Annotated in this window: 14 protein-coding genes and 1 riboswitch; of the genes, 9 read left to right on the top strand and 5 right to left on the bottom strand. The window is 74.4% G+C overall.

The window, feature by feature from the left end:
- Nucleotides 1-177 precede the first annotated feature (177 nt).
- Nucleotides 178-262: riboswitch (cobalamin riboswitch) on the top strand.
- A gap of 47 nt (nucleotides 263-309) precedes the next feature.
- The 3 genes from ACIQ87_RS20320 to lnt all read left to right on the top strand — a co-directional run bounded on the left by ACIQ87_RS20320 (nucleotide 310) and on the right by lnt (nucleotide 6032).
- Complete coding sequence (locus ACIQ87_RS20320) at nucleotides 310-486, top strand: hypothetical protein (RefSeq protein ID WP_402408450.1); 177 nt, start codon at nucleotides 310-312, stop codon at nucleotides 484-486.
- A complete protein-coding gene (gene cobN / locus ACIQ87_RS20315) occupies nucleotides 483-4094 on the top strand; it encodes a cobaltochelatase subunit CobN (RefSeq protein WP_402408447.1) in 3612 nt (1203 codons plus the stop codon). Before ACIQ87_RS20320 ends, cobN begins: the two co-directional genes overlap by 4 nt.
- A gap of 339 nt (nucleotides 4095-4433) precedes the next feature.
- Complete coding sequence (lnt, locus tag ACIQ87_RS20310) at nucleotides 4434-6032, top strand: apolipoprotein N-acyltransferase (RefSeq protein WP_402408445.1); 1599 nt, start codon at nucleotides 4434-4436, stop codon at nucleotides 6030-6032.
- Here lnt and ACIQ87_RS20305 read toward each other — a convergent pair.
- The 3 genes from ACIQ87_RS20305 to gdhA all read right to left on the bottom strand — a co-directional run bounded on the left by ACIQ87_RS20305 (nucleotide 6008) and on the right by gdhA (nucleotide 9496).
- The gene (locus ACIQ87_RS20305) at nucleotides 6008-6772 is read right to left on the bottom strand and encodes a VOC family protein (RefSeq protein WP_402408443.1); all 765 of its coding nucleotides are present in this window, start codon (nucleotides 6770-6772) and stop codon (nucleotides 6008-6010) included. The genes lnt and ACIQ87_RS20305 overlap by 25 nt on opposite strands.
- Nucleotides 6773-7066: 294 nt before the next feature.
- The gene (locus ACIQ87_RS20300) at nucleotides 7067-7942 is read right to left on the bottom strand and encodes a GyrI-like domain-containing protein (RefSeq protein WP_402408440.1); all 876 of its coding nucleotides are present in this window, start codon (nucleotides 7940-7942) and stop codon (nucleotides 7067-7069) included.
- 159 nt (nucleotides 7943-8101) lie between these two features.
- A complete protein-coding gene (gdhA, locus tag ACIQ87_RS20295; RefSeq protein WP_402408438.1) occupies nucleotides 8102-9496 on the bottom strand; it encodes an NADP-specific glutamate dehydrogenase in 1395 nt (464 codons plus the stop codon).
- 293 nt (nucleotides 9497-9789) lie between these two features.
- On the opposite strand from gdhA, the gene ribA reads away from it, so the two are divergent.
- Nucleotides 9790-10428: a GTP cyclohydrolase II gene (ribA, locus tag ACIQ87_RS20290; protein WP_402408436.1), complete on the top strand. Its 639-nt coding sequence runs from the start codon at nucleotides 9790-9792 to the stop codon at nucleotides 10426-10428.
- A 149-nt stretch (nucleotides 10429-10577) separates the two neighbouring features.
- Here the strand turns inward: ribA and ACIQ87_RS20285 are convergent, their stop codons facing one another.
- Nucleotides 10578-12695, bottom strand: a complete 2118-nt coding sequence (locus ACIQ87_RS20285) for a putative bifunctional diguanylate cyclase/phosphodiesterase (RefSeq protein WP_402408433.1) — start codon at nucleotides 12693-12695, stop codon at nucleotides 10578-10580.
- Between the two features lie 136 nt (nucleotides 12696-12831).
- On the bottom strand, nucleotides 12832-13638 hold the full coding sequence (locus tag ACIQ87_RS20280; RefSeq protein ID WP_402408430.1) for an SAM-dependent methyltransferase: 807 nt from the start codon (nucleotides 13636-13638) through the stop codon (nucleotides 12832-12834).
- Nucleotides 13639-13885: 247 nt separating this feature from the next.
- Here ACIQ87_RS20280 and ACIQ87_RS20275 point away from each other — a divergent pair, with 247 nt between their 5' ends.
- The 5 genes from ACIQ87_RS20275 to egtC all read left to right on the top strand — a co-directional run bounded on the left by ACIQ87_RS20275 (nucleotide 13886) and on the right by egtC (nucleotide 19344).
- Nucleotides 13886-14404, top strand: coding sequence for an SRPBCC family protein (locus ACIQ87_RS20275; RefSeq protein ID WP_402408427.1), 519 nt, complete (start codon nucleotides 13886-13888; stop codon nucleotides 14402-14404).
- Nucleotides 14405-14579: 175 nt separating this feature from the next.
- The gene (locus ACIQ87_RS20270; RefSeq protein WP_402408425.1) at nucleotides 14580-15665 is read left to right on the top strand and encodes an aminotransferase class I/II-fold pyridoxal phosphate-dependent enzyme; all 1086 of its coding nucleotides are present in this window, start codon (nucleotides 14580-14582) and stop codon (nucleotides 15663-15665) included.
- Nucleotides 15666-15929: 264 nt separating this feature from the next.
- Nucleotides 15930-17228 (top strand): ergothioneine biosynthesis glutamate--cysteine ligase EgtA, encoded by a 1299-nt coding sequence (gene egtA / locus ACIQ87_RS20265; protein ID WP_402408627.1) that lies wholly within the window; start codon nucleotides 15930-15932, stop codon nucleotides 17226-17228.
- Nucleotides 17225-18595, top strand: coding sequence for an ergothioneine biosynthesis protein EgtB (egtB, locus tag ACIQ87_RS20260; RefSeq protein ID WP_402408422.1), 1371 nt, complete (start codon nucleotides 17225-17227; stop codon nucleotides 18593-18595). Before egtA ends, egtB begins: the two co-directional genes overlap by 4 nt.
- Nucleotides 18595-19344, top strand: coding sequence for an ergothioneine biosynthesis protein EgtC (egtC, locus tag ACIQ87_RS20255; protein WP_402408420.1), 750 nt, complete (start codon nucleotides 18595-18597; stop codon nucleotides 19342-19344). The genes egtB and egtC overlap by 1 nt, the downstream gene beginning before the upstream one ends.
- The last annotated feature ends 17 nt before the right edge of the window (nucleotides 19345-19361 follow it).

Raw genomic sequence — 19361 nt, 5'->3', positions numbered from 1 at the left:
CGCACCCCGGCCCGCGCCCGCCCGCCCGGGCCCCGCCACCGGTCCCAGGGCCCGCCTCGCCACCGGCCCCGCGAACCGGACGTCCGAAAGCTCACTCTCCCCCAGGTCAGCCGCACCCCGTACGATGCTGGCGGACGGTCCCCCGCGGGCCGTCCGAACGCCAGCGACGGCGCAGGGGAGGAAACCGGTGCGAACCCGGTGCGGTCCCGCCACTGTGACCGCGGCTCACCGGTAGACCGGTGGCCGCGGGAGCCAGGAACTCCTGCCGTCCTCCACCGGCCCGGGGCGCGGACCCCGAGGAAGGCAGAAATGTTCCAGCGCTGTCGCATGCCCGCGCCCGCGTCCTCGGCCGCCACCACGGTCGTTCCGGCCGTCTCCGCGGCCGGCCAGGCCGCCGCCACGACCACCCCGGTCGGCCGCGCGGCCGACCCGGCCCAGATCCCGGCCACCCCGGCCACCGACGAGGCCGGGAGGGCCTTCACATGATCCTGCTGCTGTCGACGTCCGACACCGACCTGCTCAGTGCCCGTGCCTCCGAGGGCCCGGTCCGCTACCGGCTCGGCAACCCGGCCCGCCTGACCCCCGAGGACCTGCCCGCGCTGCTGGAGGGCACCGACCTCGTCGTCGTCCGCCTGCTCGGCGGACGCCGCGCCTGGCAGGAGGGCCTGGACTCGCTGCTGGCCGGCCCCCGCCCGGTGGTCGTGCTGACGGGCGAACAGGCCCCCGACGCCCAGCTGATGGAGCTGTCCACCGTCCCGGCCGGCATCGCCGCCGAGGCGCACGCCTACCTGGCCCACGGCGGCGCGGCCAACCTGGCCGAGCTGGGCGCCTTCCTCTCCGACACCGTGCTGCTGACCGGCCACGGCTTCGCCCCGCCCGCCTCCGCCCCGGCCTGGGGCCCGCTGGAGCGCGAAGCCCGTACGTCCGAGGGCCCGACGGTGGCGGTGCTCTACTACCGGGCCCACCACATGAGCGGCAACATCGCCTTCGTGGAGACCCTCTGCCGGGCCGTCGAGGACCAGGGCGCCCAGGCCCGGGCCTACTACTGCGCCTCGCTGCGCGGCGCCGAGCCGGAGCTGCTGGCCGCGCTCGGCGAGGCGGACGCGATCGTCACCACCGTGCTCGCCGCCGGCGGCACCCGCCCGGCCGACGCCCAGGCCGGCGGGGACGAGGAGGCCTGGGACGCGGGCGCGCTGGCCGCGCTCGACCGCCCGATCCTCCAGGCGCTCTGCCTCACCTGGTCGCGGGCCCAGTGGGAGGGCAGCGACGACGGGCTGTCCCCGCTCGACACCGCCACCCAGATCGCGGTGCCGGAGTTCGACGGCCGCCTGATCACCGTCCCGTTCTCCTTCAAGGAGCTGGACGAGGACGGTCTCACCGTCTACGCGGCCGACCCGGAGCGCGCCGCCCGCGTGGCCGGCACCGCCGTCAAGCACGCCCGGCTGCGGCACGTCCCGGCCGCCGAGCGCCGCCTCGCGCTGGTGCTGTCCGCGTACCCGACGAAGCACGCCCGGGTCGGCAACGCCGTCGGCCTGGACACCCCGGCCAGCGCGGTGCGGCTGCTGGAGCGGCTGCGCGCGGAGGGCATGGACCTCGGGGACGACCTCCCCTCGTTCGACGACAACGACGGCGGCCACGAGGGCGACGCGCTGATCCACGCCCTGATCGCGGCCGGCGGATACGACCAGGACTGGCTCACCGAGGACCAGTTGGCCCGCAACCCGGTGCGCATCCCCGCCGCCGACTACCGCCGCTGGTACGCCACCCTCCCGCAGGGCCTGCGCGACCAGGTCGAGGAGCACTGGGGCCCGGCCCCCGGCGAGCTGTACGTCGACCGCTCGCAGAACCCGGACGGCGACATCGTGCTGGCCGCGATCCGCTCCGGGAACCTGCTCGTGCTGATCCAGCCGCCGCGCGGCTTCGGCGAGAACCCGGTCGCCATCTACCACGACCCCGACCTGCCGCCGAGCCACCACTACCTGGCCGCCTACCGCTGGATCGAGGCCGCCCGGGAGGACGGCGGCTTCGGCGCCCACGCGGTGATCCACCTCGGCAAGCACGGCAACCTGGAGTGGCTGCCCGGCAAGACCGCCGCGCTGTCCGCCGAGTGCGGCCCGGACGCCGTCCTCGGCGACCTGCCGCTGGTCTACCCCTTCCTGGTCAACGACCCGGGCGAGGGCACCCAGGCCAAGCGCCGCGCCCACGCCACGCTCGTCGACCACCTCGTCCCGCCGATGGCCCGCGCCGACTCCTACGGCGACATCGCCCGCCTGGAGCAGCTGCTGGACGAGCACTCCAACATCGCCGCGATGGACCCGGCCAAGCTGCCGGCGATCCGCGCCCAGATCTGGACCCTGATCCAGGCCGCCAGGCTCGACCACGACCTCGGCCTGGACGAGCGCCCCGAGGACGACGGCTTCGACGACTTCCTGCTGCACGTCGACGGCTGGCTGTGCGAGGTCAAGGACGCCCAGATCCGCGACGGCCTGCACGTCCTCGGCCAGGCCCCTGCCGGCACCGACCGGGTCAACATCGTGCTCGCCATCCTGCGTGCCCGGCAGATCTGGGGCGGCGTCAGCGCCCTGCCCGGCCTGCGCGAGGCGCTCGGGCTGGACGAGGCGGCGCTGACCCTGGGCGCCACCGACGCGGCCGAGGCCCGGGCCCGCGCCCTGGTCGAGGCGATGGAGGCACAGGACTGGGCGCCCGAGGCGGTGGAGAAGGTCGCCGCCGGGCTGCCCGAGGCCGTACACCGGGTCCTCACGTTCGCCGCCACCCAGGTGGTGCCGCGCCTGGCCGCCACCACCGACGAGCTGGACGCCGTGCTGCACGCGCTGCAGGGCGGCTTCGTCCCGGCCGGGCCCTCCGGCTCGCCGCTGCGCGGCCTGGTCAACGTGCTGCCGACCGGCCGTAACTTCTACTCCGTCGACCCGAAGGCCGTCCCCAGCAAGCTCGCCTGGGAGACCGGCCAGGCCCTCGCCTCCTCGCTGGTCGAGCGCTACCGCGCGGACAACGACGGCGCCTACCCGCCCTCGGTCGGGCTCTCGCTCTGGGGCACCAGCGCGATGCGCACCGCCGGGGACGACATCGCCGAGGCCTTCGCCCTGCTCGGCGTCCGCCCGGTCTGGGACGACGCGTCGCGCCGGGTCACCGGCCTGGAGCCGATCCCGCCGGCCGAGCTGGGCCGCCCGCGCATCGACGTCACGCTGCGCATCTCCGGCTTCTTCCGGGACGCCTTCCCGCACGTGGTCGCGCTGCTGGACGACGCGGTGCGCCTGGCCGCCGCCCAGGAGGAGCCCGAGGAGCAGAACTTCGTCCGCGCCCACGTCCAGGCCGACCTCGCGGTGCACGGCGACGAGCGCAAGGCCACCGTCCGCGTCTTCGGCTCCCGCCCGGGCACGTACGGCGCGGGCCTGCTCCAGCTGATCGACAGCCGGGACTGGCGCACCGACGCCGACCTGGCCGAGGTGTACACGGTCTGGGGCGGCTACGCGTACGGCCGCGGGCTGGACGGGCGCCCGGCGCGCGAGGAGATGGAGACCGCGTACAAGCGGATCACCGTCGCCGCGAAGAACACCGACACCCGCGAGCACGACATCGCCGACTCGGACGACTACTTCCAGTACCACGGCGGCATGGTGGCCACCGTGCGCGCCCTCACCGGCAAGGCGCCGACCGCCTACATCGGCGACTCGACCCGCCCGGAGACGGTCCGCACCCGCACCCTGACCGAGGAGGCCGCCCGGGTCTTCCGCGCCCGGGTCGTCAACCCGCGCTGGATCGAGGCGATGCGCCGCCACGGCTACAAGGGCGCCTTCGAGATGGCCGCGACGGTCGACTACCTGTTCGGCTACGACGCCACCACGGGCGTGGTCGCGGACTGGATGTACGAGAAGCTGACCCAGGAGTACGTCCTGGACCCGGTCAACCGGGAGTTCCTGGCGGGCGCCAACCCGTGGGCGCTGCACGGGATCAGCGAGCGGCTGCTGGAGGCGGCGAGCCGCGGGCTGTGGGAGCAGCCGGACCCGGAGCTGATCCAGCAGCTGCAGGCCGCGTTCCTGGAGACCGAGGGGGACCTGGAGGGCGGCGAGGGCTGAGCCCGCACGCGCGGGCGGGGCCGGGTGGGGGCCGGGGTTCTCGGAACCCCGGCCCCGCCCGGGGTCACCGGTCTGCCCCGGGTTCGCCGGCCTGCCCCGGGTTCGCCGGCCTGCCCCGGGTTCGCCGGCCTGCCCCGGGTTCGCCGGCCTGCCCCGGGTTCGCCGGCCGGCGTGGCGGTGCGTCGACCGGTGTGGCGGTGCGTCGGCGGACCGGCTCGTCAGTTCGATCGCGTCCATTGGTACGGCCGGGGCCACTGGTTCCGAACGTCATGTTTCCGTCACCCGTTCGGCTGATCAACGTACTGGTGGTGTACGCCCTTCCAGCGGACAATACGGGTCATGTCGCGTCGCTCCGCTCCCGCCAGCCCGACCCTGAGCACGCCTGCCGCCGAGGAACAGGAGCCGCACGCGCCGCACCGGTACCGCGCGCGGATCGGTGCGCTGGCGGCCGGAGCGGTACCGGTGCTCGCCTTCCCCACGCCCGGGCAGGCCTGGCTGGCCTGGGTCGCGCTCGTCCCCGGACTGCTGCTGATGCAGCGGGCGCCGTCGGGCCGGGAGGCGGCGGTGCGCGGCTGGTGGTTCGGCGCGGGGTTCATCCTGACCGCGATGTACTGGCTGGTCCCGTCCATCGGGCCGGGACTGCCCGTGCTCGCGGTGCTGTTCGGGGCGCTCCAGAGCGCCGTCGGGTACACCGCGCACCGGCTGCTACACCCGCGGCTGACCGCCCGTCGGGCGGCGCTGGCGCTGCTGGTCGTGCCGGCGGTCTGGGTGACCACCGAGTACGCGCGGTCCTGGCCCGCGCTCGGCGGGCCGTGGGCACTGCTCGGCGCCACCCAGTGGCAGCACCCGGCGATCCTCGGGCTGGCCTCGGCCGGCGGGATCTGGCTGGTCAGCGCGGCGGTGGCGGCGGTGAACACCGGGGCGCTGATCGCGCTGACCGCGGTGCACTGGCGGCCGCGGGCCCTCGCCGCCGGGTCCGTGGTGCTGGTGCTGGCCTGCGGCCCGCTGCTGTTCGCGCTGCGTGCGGCGCCGGCCGGCGACGGGGCGGTGACCGTGGCACTGGTCCAGCCCGGCATCGTGGAGGACCCGCAGGCCCGGTTCGAGGCGAGCACGCGGATCACCGCCGGACTGGTCGGGCAGCCGGTGGACCTGGTCGTGTGGGGCGAGAGCAGCACCGCCGCCGACCTGGACCGCGACCCGGCCGCGCTGGACGCGCTGCGCCGACTCGCCGCGGCCACCGGCGCCGAGGTCGTCGCCGGGGAGGACGCCCGCAAGGCCGACGGGCCGATCTCCAAGGACGCGGTGCTGGTCTCCCCCACCGGCGTGGTGGACCGCTACCGCAAGATCCGGCTGGTGCCGTTCGGCGAGTACATCCCGCTGCGGCCGGTGCTCGGCTGGATCGCCGGGGTCAGCCGGGCCGCGGGCGAGAACCGGGCACCCGGCACGTCCTTCCACGTCCTGGCCGCCACCGACCGGGCGGGTGCGCCGCTGCCCGTCGGGGCGCTGATCTGCTTCGAGTCGGCCTTCCCCGACATGGCCCGCACCGCCGCCCGGGACGGCGCCCGGGTGCTGGTCTACCAGTCCTCGACCTCGACCTTCCAGCACACCTGGGCGCCCGAGCAGCACGTCTCACTGGCGGCGATCCGGGCCGCCGAGACCGGCCGGCCGGCCGTGCAGGCCTCGCTGACCGGGGTCTCGGCCGCCTTCGACGCCCAGGGCCGGGAGCTCGCCCGGCTCGGCACCGACGGCACCGGAGCGCTGACCGTCCGGCTTCCGCTCACCGCGCCCGGGACGCTGACCTGGTACGACCGGATCGGCGACGTGGTGCCGCTGGGCGCGCTGGCCGTCACGACGGGGGCCGCCGGGGTGACGGTGGCCGGGTGGCGTCGCTCGCGCGCCCCGCGGCACGCCGGTCAGCCCTCGGCGCCGGCGGTGTAGACGCCGAACGCGGCGCCCTGGGGGTCGCGCAGCACGGCGATCCGCCGGCCGCCCGGCGTGCCGGTGGCGGGCATCAGCACGTCCCCGCCGAGCGCCGTCGCACGGCTGACGGTGTTGTCGACGTCGGCGGCCGCGAAGTACGGCAGCCAGTGCGGGGCCACCTGCGGCGGGAAGCGGTCGTCCATCGTCAGCATGCCGCCGAAGTCCCGGCCGTCCAGCCGCCACTGGGGGTAGCTCTCGGACGGGGCGACGTCCCAGCCGAAGACCGCGGGGTAGAAGGCGAGCGAGCCGGACGGGTCGCGGGTGAGCAGTTCCGCCCAACCGAGCGAACCCGGCTCGTTGAACACGTCGGCGCCCTTGAAGGAGCGGCCCTGCCAGAGGATGAACACCGCGCCGGACGGGTCGGCGGCCACCGAGAAGCGGCCGAAGTCGAACGCGTCGGTGGGGTCCTTCAGGATCCGGCCGCCGGACTCCTTGATCCTGGCGGCGGTCGCGTCGGCGTCGGCGACCGCGATGCAGACCGTCCAGGCGATCGGCTGCTGCGGCGCGTAGCGCGGGCTGATGGCGGCGGCCGGGGCGCCCCCGACCAGCATCTGGGTGTAGTCGCCCTCCCCTGGGCGGGCCCCGTGGTCCTCCTGCCAGCCGAAGAGCTCGGTGTAGAAGGCCCGGGCGGCGGCCGGGTCTGAGGTGCCCAGCTCCGTCCAGCAGGGGGCGTTGGTGGTCACGGAGGTCTGCTTCATGACGTCTGTCCTCGCAGCTTGCTCGTTGCTCGGGCCCCCCGGGTCTTCGGCGCCTCGGCCCCCGCACCTCCTGCCCCAGCATGCGGGGCGGGGGCGGAGCTTGGCGGGCGGTGGTGGGCCGAACGGGGTGGACGGGCTGGCCGGGCCGGTCGGAGCGGGCGGGGCGCGGGCAGGGGGCGAGCAGGGGCGGACGAACAGATGACAGCTGACAGATTTCGAAATCTGTCAGCTGTCATCTGTCATCCGTTGTCGGTTATCCGTCGGCTGTCACCTGTCAGCGTCGACTGTCACCTGTCAGCCGCGCACGGCCCGCGCCACCGGGATCCACAGCTCCGCCTCGGCGTCGGCCGCCCCCGGGACGAAGCGGATCCGGAGGATCTCCGGGCCCGGCCGCGCCTCGTACGGGTTGGACGGGAACCACTGGGAGGCCACGTCCCCCCACATCTCCTGCAAGGCCTGCGGGAACGGCCCGGTGTTGGTGAACACCGCCCAGGTGCCCGCCGGTACGTCCAGCACGTCCAGGTCCGCCGGGACGGCGACCCCCTCGCGCGCCACCACCGCGTGCCAGTAGTCGAGTTCGGACCCCTCCTCGCGGTTCGGCGAGAAGTCGTCGCTCACCGAGACGATCCCGGCCGGGTCGTCCCCGGACAGGGCGGCGATCCGTTCGACCGTCTCCTTGCCGAGCCCCTTGACGAACTCGGCGATCCCCGGGTTGATCCCCACGTAGATCAGGGTGACCCGGGCCTTGCGGCCGACGATCCGGAAGTCCGGCCTCTCGACGATCCGGTACTCCATGCTGCTGCTTCCTTCCACGACGAGTCGGAAGGACATCCGGGGCTGGGAGACGAGCACCGCACCGCCGCGCCGGGCCTCGCCCGGCCCGACTCCGTGCATGGCCCGGAACGCCCGGGCGAACGCCTCCCCCGAGGAGTACCCGTACCGGACCGCGACGTCGAGCAACGTCCGTTCGCCGTCCAGTACTTCGGCCCCGGCGACGGTGAGCCGCCGACGCCTGACGTACTCCGACAGCGGCATTCCGGCGAGCATCGAGAACAGCCGCCGGAAGTGGTACTCCGACGTCATCGCGATCCGCGCCAGCTCGGCCACGTCGACCTCGCGGTCCAGGTCCCGTTCGATCCGGTCCATCGCCCGGTTCAGGTGCTCCAGCACGCCGACCCCCGTCCTTCCCTTACTGCGTCCACCGTAGGAAGGACCCACCCTGCCGCACCCGACAATCGGTGCCCGCTCGGGTCGGGTACCGATCGCCGGGCGACGGCCTGCGGGCGACGGCCGTCGGCGGCTCGGGGCCGGCCGCCGTGACGCGACGGGTCAGATCAGGCCCTGGGCCAGCATCGCGTCCGCGACCAGCTCGAAGCCGGCGATGTTCGCGCCGACCACGTAGTTGCCCGGGTGGCCGTAGCGCTCGGCGGTGGTGAAGCAGGAGTCGTGGATGTGCTTCATGATCCCGGCCAGCCGCTCCTCGGTGTGCTCGAAGGTCCAGGAGTCCCGCGAGGCGTTCTGCTGCATCTCCAGCGCGCTGGTCGCGACGCCGCCCGCGTTCGCCGCCTTGCCCGGGCCGAAGGCCACCCCGGCCTCCTGGAACACCCGCACCGCCGCCGGGGTGGTGGGCATGTTCGCGCCCTCGGCGACGGCGAGCACCCCGTTGCGCACCAGGGCCAGCGCGTCGGCCTCGGACAGCTCGTTCTGGGTGGCGCAGGGCAGCGCGACGTCGCAGGGCACGCTCCACACGCCGGGGCCCTCGACGAACCGGACGTGGCCGCCGCGCAGTCGGGCGTAGTCGGACACCCGGCCCCGCCGGACCTCCTTGACCTCCTTGAGCAGGTCGAGGTCGATGCCCTTCTCATCCACCACGTAGCCGGAGGAGTCGGAGCAGGTGAGCACGGTCGCGCCGAGCTGCTGCGCCTTCTCGATCGCGTAGACGGCGACGTTGCCGGATCCGGAGACGACCACCCGGCGCCCGTCCAGGCTCTCGCCGCGGCTGTGCAGCATCTCGGAGGTGAACATGACGCAGCCGTAGCCGGTGGCCTCGGTGCGGACCTGCGCGCCGCCCCAGCCGAGGCCCTTCCCGGTGAGCACGCCGCTCTCGTACCGGTTGGTGATCCGCTTGTACTGGCCGAAGAGGTAGCCGATCTCCCGGCCGCCGACGCCGATGTCCCCGGCCGGCACGTCGGTGTACTCGCCGAGGTGGCGGTACAGCTCGGTCATGAAGGACTGGCAGAACCGCATGATCTCGGCGTTCGAGCGGCCCTTGGGGTCGAAGTCGGAGCCGCCCTTGCCGCCGCCGATGGGCAGGCCGGTGAGCGCGTTCTTGAAGATCTGCTCGAAGCCGAGGAACTTGACGATGCCGAGGTTCACCGAGGGGTGGAAGCGCAGTCCGCCCTTGTACGGGCCGAGGGCGCTGCTGAACTCCACCCGGAAGCCGCGGTTGACGTGGATGTCGCCGGAGTCGTCCGTCCACGGCACCCGGAACATGAGCTGCCGCTCGGGCTCGCAGATCCGCTCGATGATGCGGGCGTCGAGGAGTTCGGGGCGGTGGGCGAGCACCGGCGCCAGGGTCTCCAGCACCTCGTGGACGGCCTGGTGGAACTCGTCCTCGCCGCGGTTGCGGCGGACCACGTCCGCGTAGAGCGCCTCGATCGCGCGCTCCTCGGCGTCGAAGGAGGAAGAGGAGGAGGAACGGGGGGTGGCGGGGGTCGTCGGCATCCGGTCAGGACCCTTCCGTGTCGTCGATGGGCATGGCGCGGTTGTCCCGGCGGGCCTGAGGGACGTGCCCAGGAAACGCGGCCAGTCTCGCAGTGTCCACACCGCGGGTCCCGCACCATCCACATGCTGGAAGCCGTGGTGGGGACGGTCGGGACCGACGGGGCGCGGTGCGTCTCCCGGGTCGGGCCCGGCATCGTCCGCAGTTGTTCAAATTGGAACTACCTAGTACGGTCGACCTCCGATCCACCCTCGTTCCACCCCCCGATCCGCCCCTGATCCACGGAGGCCCGCCCATGCCGCAGCCCGGCTCCGCCACGGTGCGCTCGCGCGTGCGCATCCCGCTGACCTTTCCCGACGGCTACCGCACCGAGGCGGAGGTCTTCACCTTCCACGGCCTCGCCGACGGCGCCGAGCACCTGGCGCTCGCGCTCGGCACGGTCCCCGAGGGCGGGACGCCGCTGGTCCGCCTGCACTCCGAGTGCCTGACCGGCGACGTCTTCGGCTCGGACCGCTGCGACTGCGGTCCGCAGTTGCGCGAGTCGGTGGAGCTGATCAGCGAGGCCGGCGGGTACCTGCTCTACCTGCGACAGGAGGGCCGGGGCATCGGGCTCTACAACAAGCTGGACGCCTACGCCCTCCAGGACTCCGGCCTGGACACGTACGACGCCAACACCGCGCTCGGCCTGCCCGAGGACGACCGGGACTACACCGCGGCCGCCCAGATGCTCGGCGCGCTCGGCACCACCGGCGCGACCGGCATCGACCTGTTGAGCAACAACCCGGACAAGGCGGCGCAGCTGGCCGGGCTGGGGATCGCCGTACGGCACCGGGTGCCGACCGGGGTGCACCTGTCGGCGAGCAACGTCCGCTACCTGCGGGCGAAGGCGGAGCGGACGGGCCACTCGATCGAGCTCTCCCGGCTGGTCGGCTGAGCGGGCGCGTGGGGGTGGAGCGACGGCCAACAGGATGACAGCTGACAGATTTCAGAATCTGTCAGCTGTCATCTGTAGGCGGTCAGTTGTCCGCTGTCCGCCGCGGAACCCGAGCCGGCCCCGGCCGGGGCCCGAGCGCAAGGCCTGCCTCAGGGCTCCCCGACCGGGCGCCCCAACGGCTCCTCCTCGATCCGCCGGGCGATCTCGTCCGGCCGCACCGGGCGCCCGAAGTGCCAGCCCTGCGCCCAGTCGCAGCCCATGGTCCGCAGCCGCTCGGCGTCCCGGTGGGTCTCCACGCCCTCGGCGGTGACGTTCAGCCCGAGCGCGTGCGCCATCGAGACCAGTCCGCTGACGATCCGCCACCCGGTGGACTCGTCCTTCCCCGGTTCGTGCAGGTCGCCGACGAAGGAGCCGGCGATCTTCAGCCCGGAGACCGGCAGGTCGCGCAGGTAGGCGAGGTTGGACCAGCCGGTGCCGAAGTCGTCCACGGCCAGCGACACCCCGAGGTCGACCAGCCCGTGCAGGGTGCGCAGCGCCTCGTCCTCGGGGCCGACCACGGTCGACTCGGTGATCTCCAGCTGCAGCCGGGCCGGGTCCAGTCCGGTGCTGTCGAGGATCCGGCCGAGGTCGGTGACCAGGGCGGCGCTGCGGGCCTGCCGGACCGCCAGGTTGACGTTGAGCTGCGGGGCGGCGTCGCCGTACCGCTTGATCCAGTCCGCGGCCTGGCCGCAGGCCTGCTCCAGCACCCAGCGGCCGAGCGGCATGATCAGCCCGGTCTCCTCGGCGGTGGTGACGAACTCGTCCGGGCCGAGCACGCCGAGCTGGGGGTGGCGCCAGCGCACCAGTGCCTCCACGGCGGCCAGCCGGCCGTCCGCGAGGCGGTAGAGCGGCTGGTAGTCGATGAAGAACTCGCCGCGGTCGAGGGCTGCGGGCATCCGCACCGACACCGCGTAGCGGCTGACCGCCCGGGCGTTCTCCTTGGGGTCGAACAGCGTCCAGCGGCCGCGGCCGGCCTCCTTGGCGCGGTACAGCGTGAGGTCGGCGGCCCGGACGGCGGCGCCGGGGGTGGTGGTGGACACCCGCCGCTCCAGCACGCCGACGCTGGCGCCGACGGCGAGCTTGTGGTCGCCGATCAGCACCGGTCCGGCCAGCGCCTTGAGCACGGTCTTCGCGGCGGCCACCGCCTCCTGCTCGCCCCGGCACTTCTCCAGCAGGACGACGAACTCGTCGCCGCCGAGCCGGGCCACCAGGTGGCCGAGCGGGCTGAGGGCGGCCTTCAGCCGGGCGGCGACGGCGGCCAGCAGCTGGTCGCCCATGTCGTGACCGAGGCTGTCGTTGACCACCTTGAAGCCGTCGAGGTCGACGTAGCAGAGGCCGAAGCGGGCGCCGGGCTCGGGCTCCTCGAACAGCTTCTCCAGCCGCTCGAAGAAGGCCGCGCGGTTGGGCAGGCCGGTCAGCGGGTCGTGGGTGGCCTGGTGGCGCAGCCGTTCCTGGAGCCGGTAGCGGTCGGTGACGTCCTCCAGCATCGCGACCTGGTACTGCGGCGTGCCGTCGTCGTCGCGGATCAGCGAGACGGTGAGGTGGGTCCAGATGATCTCGCCGTCCTGGCGGTAGTACGGCTTGTCGAACTGGAAGTAGTCCCGCTTGCCGCTGATCAGCTCCTCGTACGCCTCCCACACGCCCGGGGTGTCCTCGGGGTGGACGAGGTCGCCGACCCGGCGGCCGATCATGTCCTCCGGGCCGGCGCCGAACAGCTCCTGGAGGGCCTTGTTGACCGCCATGATGTTGCCGTCCGTGTCGCCGATGCCGATGCCGATCGCGGCGCTCTCGAACAGCGCCCGGAACCGCGCCTCGGAGGCGCGCAGCGCCCGCTCGGCCTCCTTGCGGGCGGAGTCGGCGGCGGTACGGATCGCCTCCTGCTCGGTCAGCGTGCGCTCGCGCAGGGCCCCCGCCCAGCCGGCCGCGAAGGCGCCGGTCAGGGCCGGGCCGCGGTCGTCGGGGACGGGCTGGGCCTGGAGCAGTTCGACCGCCCTGGCCAGCAGCACCGGGTCGGTGAAGTGCGCGTCGACCAGTTCGGCGCCGGCCAGCGCGGCCAGTCCCGGCTCGAACGGGTCGTCTTCCTGGGCGCGGTGCAGCAGCGCGGCGGTGCGCGCGACCAGCCGGCCGAGCAGGCCGGGGTGGACGGCGATGCCGTGGTCGGCGGAGAGCAGCCGGGCCCAGTCCTCGTGGAACCGCTCCGCGTCGCCGCGCACCGGGGTGGTACTCATCTGCTGAACCTGGTTCCTCTGGGGTGCACGCCGGTTCGGGCGGTGCGCGTCCCGCTGCCGCGCTTGCCCGGCGCAGCGCTCCCGGCGGCCGCCGCGCGGGGCGTGCGGCCGTCGGTGCGTCGTCCGTCGCGTCCGGTCAAGGGCGGATCCCCACGCCCGCCATCCCGGCTATCCGCTCGGGGTGCTCGCCGACCGTGCCGGGCTGGTCCGGGCGCCACAGCGGCAGGTGGACCACGCCCGGCTCGACCAGCTCGAAGCCGGAGAACATCGCGGTGATCTGCTCGTGGGTGCGCATGGTCAGCGGGGTCGGCGTCCGCTGGTAGAGCTTCTGGTGGTCCTCGGCCTGGTCGGGTCGGGCCTCCAGGGAGGCGTGCGAGAGCACCAGCGCGCTGCCGGGCGGGAGGGCGTCGCGGATCACGCCGATCTGCTTCCACGGGTCCTCTTCGTCGCTGACGAAGTGGGCGACGGCGACCAGCAGCACGGCCACCGGCTCGCCGGCCGCGAGCAGCTCGGTGACCTCGGGGCGGGCCAGCAGGTCGGCCGCGTCGCGCAGGTCGGCCTGGACGACGTCGCTGCCGTGGTCGTCCTCGAGCAGCAGGCGGCTGTGCGCGACGGCGACCGGGTCGCGGTCCACGTAGACGACCTCGGCCTCGGGGCGGATCGCCCGGGCGATGTCGTGCACCGCGCCGAAGGTCGGGATGCCGGAGCCGATGTCCAGGAAGCGGCCGATGCCCTGCTCGGCGAGGAAGGTCACGGCGCGGCGCAGGAAGGCGCGGTTGGAGCGCATGATCTGCGGCAGCTCCGGCCACAGGGCGATCGCCTTGCGGGCCATCTCCCGGTCGGCCTCGAAGTTGTGGGAGCCCCCCAGGTAGTAGTCGTAGACCCGCGCGGCGTTCGGTTTGTCCAGGTCCGTGCCCTCCGGTACCCAGCTCGGTCGCCGCATGCCTGTGACTCCTTCACTCCGGTTCTGGGGATGCAGCGCCCTGGAGATGCTGCCGTGACTGATGAGACTACAAGCACAGAAGATCCTCCCCCGCACCCCGAACGGGTGCAAGCGGAGTGCGTCCCTCCCTACGGGCGGGCGTTTCCGAAGCGTCAACCTCCGGTTCGACCCGTGCCGCGGGCCGGCTCGGCAACGCTCCGACGGCATTCGCCCTCCGGGCCGGCCGGGCCGGATCTAGGGTGGGGCCGTGGACCCCAACCACTACCGATTCCGGGGCGTCTGGCGGCTCGCGGCCCCGGCACCCCTCGTGTACGCGGCACTGGAGGACGTGCGCGGCTACCCGCTGTGGTGGCCGGAGATCCGCGAGGTCCGGCCGACCGGGGAGGACTCCGGGGACGTGGTGGTACGGGCGCTGCTGCCGTACCGGCTGGTGATCGGCCTGGTGGCGAGTCGGCGCGACCCGGTCGCCGGGGTGCTGGAGGTGGCGATGCGCGGCGACCTGACCGGGTGGTCGCGGTTCACGGTGACGGCCGACGGCACGGGCAGCCGGGTGCTGTTCGAGGAGGACACCCGGCCCGGCAAGGCCCTGCTGCGACGGCTCGCCCTGCCGCTGCACCCGCTGTTCCGGGCCAACCACGCGGTGATGATGCGCCGGGGGCGCCGAGGGCTGGCGGCGCACCTGGCGGGGCGGGTGGCCGACGACGGGCGTCGGACGGCGGTCGCGGCGCAGCGCGGTCGCCGGAGGACGGTGACGGAGGGCGGGTGACGGCGAACAGATGACAGACGACGGCTTTCAGCAGACAGATGACAGATTTCGAAATCTGTCATCTGTCCGCGGCGCCCCCGCCCCTGGCCCCGACTTCGGGTTCGACACCCCCTTCGACCGCGCCGGGACCGGCAGCAGCAAGTGGGCTCGCGCCGACGCCCCCGGGGTGATCCCGATGGGCCTCGCGGACATGGACCTGCCCGGCCCGCCCGCGGTCGCCGAGGCGCTGGAGCGGCGCGCCCGCCACCGCGCGTACGGCTACACGGTGTGCGACCCGGCCGGCCGCACACTGGTGGCCGACTGGTACCGCGCCCGGCACGGCGTCGAGGTCGACCCGGACTGGGTGCTGCTGCCGCCCTGCGGCCCGCGTACCGCCCTGCGCGTCCTGCTGGAGACCGTACGGCCGCAGGCCCCCGTGCTCTTCCCCACCCCCGAGTGGGGCGGCTTCGCCCAGCTCTGCCGCGCCGCCGGCCTCCCGTACCGCGAGCTGCCGCTGCTCCGGGGCCCGGGCGGCTACCGACTGCCACCCGGCCCGCTCCCCCACCCCGCCGGAGCGGTACTCCTGAGCAATCCGCACAACCCGTCCGGCACGGTCTGGCCCGCCGACGCGGTGCGCGGTCTCGCCGCCTCCGCGGCCGAAGGCGGCGCGCTGCTGGTCTCGGACGAGGTGCACGGCGACCTCACCCACCCCGACGCCACCCACCCCGACGCCACCCCGCCCGGAGCTCCCCAGCCCGGCACCGCCCACCCCGTCGCCGTCACCGTCGCCGACCCGGCGCACCGGCACCTCGTCGTCACCCTCAACTCCGTGGGCAAGACCTTCAACTGCTCCGGGATTCCCAGCAGTTTCGCCCTCGTACCCGACCCCGCCCTGCGCACCCGGTTCGCCGAGACACTCGCCGGCTACGGCCTCTGGGAGGGCGGCCTGCTGGAGCAGACCGTGCAGCAGGCGGCGCTGCGCGAGGGCGGTCCCTGGCTGGACGCGCTGCTCGCCCACCTGGCCGCCGCCCGCACCCTGCTGACCGACCGCCTCGGGCCCGCCGTCCGCGCCACCCCGCGGGCCTCCTACCTGCTCTGGCTGGACGCGGCCACGCTCGGCCTGCCGCCCGCGGACGCCCGCCGGGCACTGTTGGAGCGCTGCGGCCTGGAGGCCTCCGACGGCGCCGAGTTCGGCCCCGGCGGCCGGGGTTCGCTGCGTCTGAACTACGCCCTGCCAGGCCCGGTGCTGGCGACCGTCCTGGAGCGGTTGGAGCGCCTGTGACCCCGGCACATGCCTCGCTCGTCCGCCCTCGGAACGCGGCCCGCCGGCTCGTCGGAGAACCCCGGTATCACCCGTTCGCCGCACTTCTGACCTGCGGAAACGGATGTTCATGCGAATTTTGCGGGGCGCCCCCGCATGCTCCGTAGCAGACTGGGCAGGGTAGACCGGGCCGCAATCGTGATCCCGAGGATGGTGAGTCCGGTGATACCGGTATCCCGCACCACTCCGCCCGACCGGCAGAGCACGCCCCCGCCCCCGCCCGGGGTGACCCCGTTGACCGAATCGGGGGCGCGCAGCCACGTGTCGGGCGTCTGCTTCAAGATCGGACCGCCCCGGCTGGTGGGGGTGGAGGTCGAGTGGTTCGTCCATGACGAACGATGTCCCTCCCGCCCCGTACGGCCCGAACTGCTCCACGCCGCCCTGGAGTCGCTGCCTCTCGGCGGCCCGGACGGCACCTCGCTCCCCTCCGGTTCGCGCCTCACGCTCGAACCCGGCGGACAGGTCGAGCTCAGCTCCCCGCCCGCCACCGGCCTCCTGGCCTGCGTCGAGGACACCCGACGCGATCTGACCGCCCTGCGGGCCGCCTTCGCGGCGCAGGGCCTGCGACTCACCGGCACCGGGACGGACCCCCTGGCCCGCCCCCGACGGATGGTGCTGGACCACCCCCGCTACCTCGCGATGGAGCGCTTCTTCGACTCCGCCGGGCCCTGGGGCCGGATCATGATGACGGATACCGCGTCGGTGCAGGTGTGCCTGGACGCCGGCGAGGCGGACGGCCCGCACGCGGTCGAGCGCCGCTGGGGCCTGGCCCACCGGCTGGGCCCGGTACTGGTCGCCGCCTTCGCCAACTCCCCTGTCCTGGACGGCAGTCCGACGGGCCACCGGTCCACCCGACAGACCGTCTGGTCGCGGATGGACCCGACCCGCACGCTCGCGCCCGAGCCGGACCACGGGGATCCTCGCGAAGCCTGGGCGCAGTACGTGCTGGATGCCCGGGTGCTGTGCGTGCGACGCCCCGAGGGCCTGCCGTGGACGGCCCCGGCCGGACTGACCTTCCGCGACTGGATCCGCGGCGCGGGCGAACGCCCGCCCACGCTCGACGACTTGGAATACCACCGCACCACCCTCTTCCCGCCGGTTCGCCCGCGCGGCCACCTCGAGCTGCGGATGGTCGACGCCCAGCCCGGGGACGGCTGGGTGGTGGTCACCGCGCTGGTCACCGCGCTGCTGGACGACCCGGTGGCCGCCGACGCCGCGCTGGCCGCGGTGGAGCCGCTGGAGCCGCCGACGGGGGCGGACGGTCCGCGCGCGCCGCGCAGCGAGGTCTGGCGCCGCGCCGCCACCCTGGCCATGGCCGACCCCGGACTCCGCCGGGCCGCCCTCGCCTGCTTCGCCGCCGCCGACGCCGCACTGGGCCGCCTGCCCGGTGCCGGACGGCTGCGCGCCGCCGTCGCCGAGTTCGCCGAGCGCTACCCCGCGCGCGGCCGCTGCCCGGCCGACGACCAGCTGGACGCCCTGCGCTCCGGCGCCCTACGCACTCCCCCGGAGGAGGCCGCACCATGACCGACGTCCGACCCCACGGGGGCACCGAGGCGCACCGCACGGACCGCACCGACAGCATCGGCACCGAGGCGCTGCGCGAGAGCATCGCCACCGAGCTGCTGGCCGCCCGCGCCCGCACCGCCGCGCTGACCGACTGCGTCGAGGACCGCGATCTCACCGCCCAGCACTCCCCGCTGATGTCGCCACTGGTCTGGGACCTCGCGCACATCGGCAACCAGGAGGAGCTCTGGCTGCTGCGCAACGTCGGCGGCCGCGACCCGATGCACCCCGAGATCGATCCGCTGTACGACGCCTTCCAGCACCCCCGCGCCGAGCGCCCCAGCCTGCCGCTGCTGCCGCCCGCCGAGGCCCGCGCCTATGCCCACGAGGTGCGCGGCCGGGTGCTGGACCTGTTGGCCGCCAGCCCGCTGGAGGGCGCTCCGCTGCTGGAGGCCGGGTTCGCGTTCGGGATGATCGCCCAGCACGAGCAGCAGCACGACGAGACGATGCTGATCACCCACCAGCTCCGCCGGGGGGAGCCGGCCCTGGCCGCTCCCCCGCCGCCGCCCGTACCCGCCGACGCGGCCACCCTGCCCGCCGAAGTCCTCATCCCCGCGGGCCCGTTCGCCATGGGCACGGACACCGAGCCGTGGGCCCTGGACAACGAGCGCCCGGCGCACACCGTCGACCTGCCGGCCTTCCTGCTGGACACCACCCCGGTCACCAACGCCGCCTACCAGCGCTTCATCGCGGACGGTGGCTACGACGACCCGCGCTGGTGGACGCCGGAGGGCTGGGAGCACCGTCGGCGCGCCGACCTGACCGCCCCGCTCTTCTGGCGCCACCAGGACGGCCAGTGGCTCCGCCGGCGCTTCGGCACGGTGGCGCCGGTCGAGCCGAACGAGCCGGTTCTGCACGTCAGTTGGTACGAGGCGGACGCGTACGCCCGGTGGGCCGGACGGCGGCTGCCGACCGAGGCGGAGTGGGAGAAGGCGGCCCGCCACGACCCGGCCACCGGTCGCTCCCGCCGCTACCCCTGGGGCGACGGCCCGCCCGGCCCCGAGCACGCCAACCTCGGTCAGCGCCATCTGCGCCCGGCCGGGGCGGGCAGCTACCCGCAGGGCCAGTCTCCTTACGGTGTCCGGCAGTTGATCGGTGACGTGTGGGAGTGGACGGCCAGCGACTTCCACCCCTACCCCGGCTTCCGGGCCTGGCCGTACCAGGAGTACTCGGAGGTCTTCTTCGGCCCCGAGTACAAGGTGCTGCGCGGCGGCTGCTTCGCGGTGGCGCCGGTCGCCTGCCGGGGCACGTTCCGCAACTGGGACTACCCGATCCGTCGGCAGATCTTCGCCGGATTCCGCACCGCGCGCGACCTGGAGGCGGCCTGATGTGTCGTCACATCGCTTATGTCGGCGAGCCGGTGGCGCCACGGGAGCTGTTGGTGCACCCGCCGTTCGGGCTGTACCGCCAGTCCTGGGCGCCCCGGGTCCAGCAGTACGGCACGGTCAACGCGGACGGCTTCGGCCTCGGCTGGTACGCGGACGGGGACGAGGTGCCCGCCCGCTACCGCCGGACCGGGCCGATCTGGGCGGACGAGACCTTCGCCGACCTCGCCCGGGTGGTCCGCACCCGGGCACTGCTGGCCGCCGTCCGCTCCGCCACCGAGGGCTGCGCGCCGGGCGAGGGCGCGGCCGCGCCGTTCGCCGCCGAGCGCTGGCTGTTCAGCCACAACGGCGCGGTGGCCGGCTGGCCCGGCAAGCTGGACGCACTGGCCGCCCTGCTGCCCCCGGCCGAGCTGCTGGACCTCGAGGCGCGCACCGACTCGGCGCTGCTGTGGGCACTGACGCTGCACCGGCTGCGGGCCGGCGCCGGGCCGGGCGAGGCGCTGGCGGGCACCGTCGCCGACGTCGCCGCGCACACCACCGGGCGGCTCAACCTGCTGCTCACCGACGGCACCGCGATCGCCGCGACCACCTGGGGCGACACCCTGTACCACCGCACACTGCCGGGCCTCGGCACGGTGGTGGCCTCCGAACCGTACGACGACGCGCCGGGCTGGACGCCCGTCCCGGACGGCTCGCTGCTGCTGGCCGGCCCGCGCGGCGTCACCGTGAGCCGCCTCCCCGGCCGCGACTGACCCACACTCCACACTCT

The organism is Kitasatospora sp. NPDC096204 (assembly GCF_044763205.1).
Classification (GTDB): domain Bacteria; phylum Actinomycetota; class Actinomycetes; order Streptomycetales; family Streptomycetaceae; genus Kitasatospora.
The sequence above is the reverse complement of the archived record's forward strand: the minus strand, read 5'-3'. Positions and strand labels throughout refer to the sequence as shown.